The organism is Klebsiella sp. 28 (genome assembly GCF_018223905.1).
Lineage (GTDB): Bacteria > Pseudomonadota > Gammaproteobacteria > Enterobacterales > Enterobacteriaceae > Klebsiella > Klebsiella pneumoniae.
In genome coordinates, this window is the sequence record NZ_JAGRQY010000159.1 from 1 (window position 1) to 2,112 (window position 2,112).

At 55.7% G+C, this 2,112-nt stretch carries 2 protein-coding genes; one reads left to right on the forward strand and one right to left on the reverse strand.

Annotated elements, in window-relative coordinates; translation table 11 throughout:
- The first annotated feature begins 217 nt into the window (after nucleotides 1-217).
- Nucleotides 218-1,318 (forward strand): sodium-potassium/proton antiporter ChaA, encoded by a 1,101-nt coding sequence (gene chaA, locus KHQ28_RS23255; protein WP_002910392.1) that lies wholly within the window; start codon nucleotides 218-220, stop codon nucleotides 1,316-1,318.
- 86 nt (nucleotides 1,319-1,404) lie between these two features.
- On the opposite strand, the gene kdsA is transcribed toward chaA, so the two are convergent.
- On the reverse strand, nucleotides 1,405-2,112 hold a 708-nt coding region (kdsA, locus tag KHQ28_RS23260), incomplete at its 5' end, for a 3-deoxy-8-phosphooctulonate synthase (RefSeq protein WP_211777693.1).

Sequence of the window (2,112 nt, forward strand, 5' to 3'; positions counted from 1 at the left end):
GCTGGCTATCAAGGTCAAAATGAGTAGAAAAATTATTTTAGTAATTATCTGAATAATAAGAACTAAATATAAGTAAACATAAATTATAATAAACTAATCAAGATATTCCTCGATACCCGTAAATTTAAGTAAAAAACCAGCGGTAATTTAGCAATATCTGTTACTTTACCGCCCTACGTTTTTATAATTATAACACCTGCATAAATGGAGATGGTTCATGACCCATGCACATGAGGCGGTAAAAACCCGCCATAAGGAGTCTTCCCTCGTCTTTCCGGTGCTGGCGCTGGCGGTGCTGTTTTTCTGGGGCAGCAGCCAGTCACTGCCAGTGGTTATCGCGATCAATATCCTCGCGCTGGTCGGCATTTTGAGCAGCGCCTTCAGCGTGGTCCGCCACGCCGACGTCCTCGCCCACCGCCTGGGCGAACCCTATGGCTCCCTGATTTTAAGCCTGTCGGTGGTTATCCTTGAGGTCAGTTTGATCTCTGCCTTAATGGCCACCGGCGACGCCGCGCCGACCTTGATGCGGGATACCCTCTACTCCATTATTATGATCGTCACCGGCGGTCTGGTCGGTTTCTCTCTGCTGCTGGGCGGGCGTAAATTCGCCACCCAATATATGAATCTGTTCGGCATTAAGCAGTATCTTATCGCCCTGTTTCCGCTAGCGATTATCGTGCTGGTCTTTCCGATGGCGCTGCCGGGCGCGAACTTCAGCACCGGGCAATCGCTGCTGGTGGCGGTAATTTCGGCGGCCATGTACGGCGTTTTCCTGCTTATTCAGACCAAAACCCATCAGAGCCTGTTTGTTTATGAGCATGAAGACGACAGCGACGATGACGACCCGCACCACGGTAAACCGTCCGCCCACAGCAGCGGGTGGCATACCGCCTGGCTGCTGGTGCACCTGGTGGCAGTGATCGCGGTTACCAAAATGAACGCTAACCCGCTGGAAACGCTGTTGACCAGCATGAATGCCCCGGTGGCCTTTACAGGCTTCCTGGTGGCTCTGCTGATCCTGTCGCCGGAAGGCCTTGGCGCCCTGAAAGCGGTGCTCAACAATCAGGTTCAGCGGGCGATGAATCTGTTTTTCGGCTCCGTGCTGGCCACCATATCGCTGACGGTCCCGGTGGTCACCCTCATCGCCTTCCTGACCGGCAATGAGCTGCGCTTTGGCCTTGGCGCCCCGGAGATGGTGGTGATGGTCGCCTCGCTGGTGCTGTGCCATATCTCCTTCTCCACCGGACGCACCAATGTGCTGAACGGCGCGGCCCACATGGCGCTGTTCGCCGCCTATCTGATGACCATTTTCGCCTGACCCCGCTTTCCCACCCGGCGGAGTCCGGGCGAAAAAAAGCCTGCCGGTTTTGACGCCGGCAGGCTTTTTTACTGATGCAGTCAGGCTTACTTGCTGGTATCCAGCTCGTCGAAGCTTTTCACCAGATCGTCAATCGCTTTCATCTGTTTGAGGAACGGCTCCAGTTTATCCAGCGGCAGCGCGGACGGGCCGTCGCATTTCGCGTGGTCCGGATCCGGATGCGCTTCAATAAACAGACCGGCGATACCTACCGCCATACCGGCGCGGGCCAGCTCGCTCACCTGCGCACGACGACCGCCGGAGGCTGCGCCAAACGGGTCGCGGCACTGCAGCGCGTGGGTGACGTCGAAAATGACCGGCGAGTTGTTGGAGGCTTTCTTCATCACGCCGAAGCCGAGCATATCCACGACCAGGTTGTCGTAACCGAAGTTCGCGCCGCGGTCGCAGAGGATTACTTTGTCGTTACCCCCTTCGATAAACTTATCGACGATGTTGCCCATCTGACCCGGGCTGACAAACTGCGGCTTCTTGACGTTGATCACCGCCCCGGTCTTCGCCATCGCTTCCACCAGGTCAGTCTGGCGCGCGAGGAAAGCCGGAAGCTGGATCACGTCCACCACGTCAGCTACCGGCTGCGCCTGGCTGGCTTCATGAACGTCGGTGATGATTTTCACGCCAAAGGTCTGCTTCAGCTCCTGGAAAATCTTCATCCCTTCTTCCAGACCCGGCCCACGATAGGAGTGGATGGAGGAACGGTTGGCTTTATCAAAGGAGGCTTTGAAGACGTAGGGAAT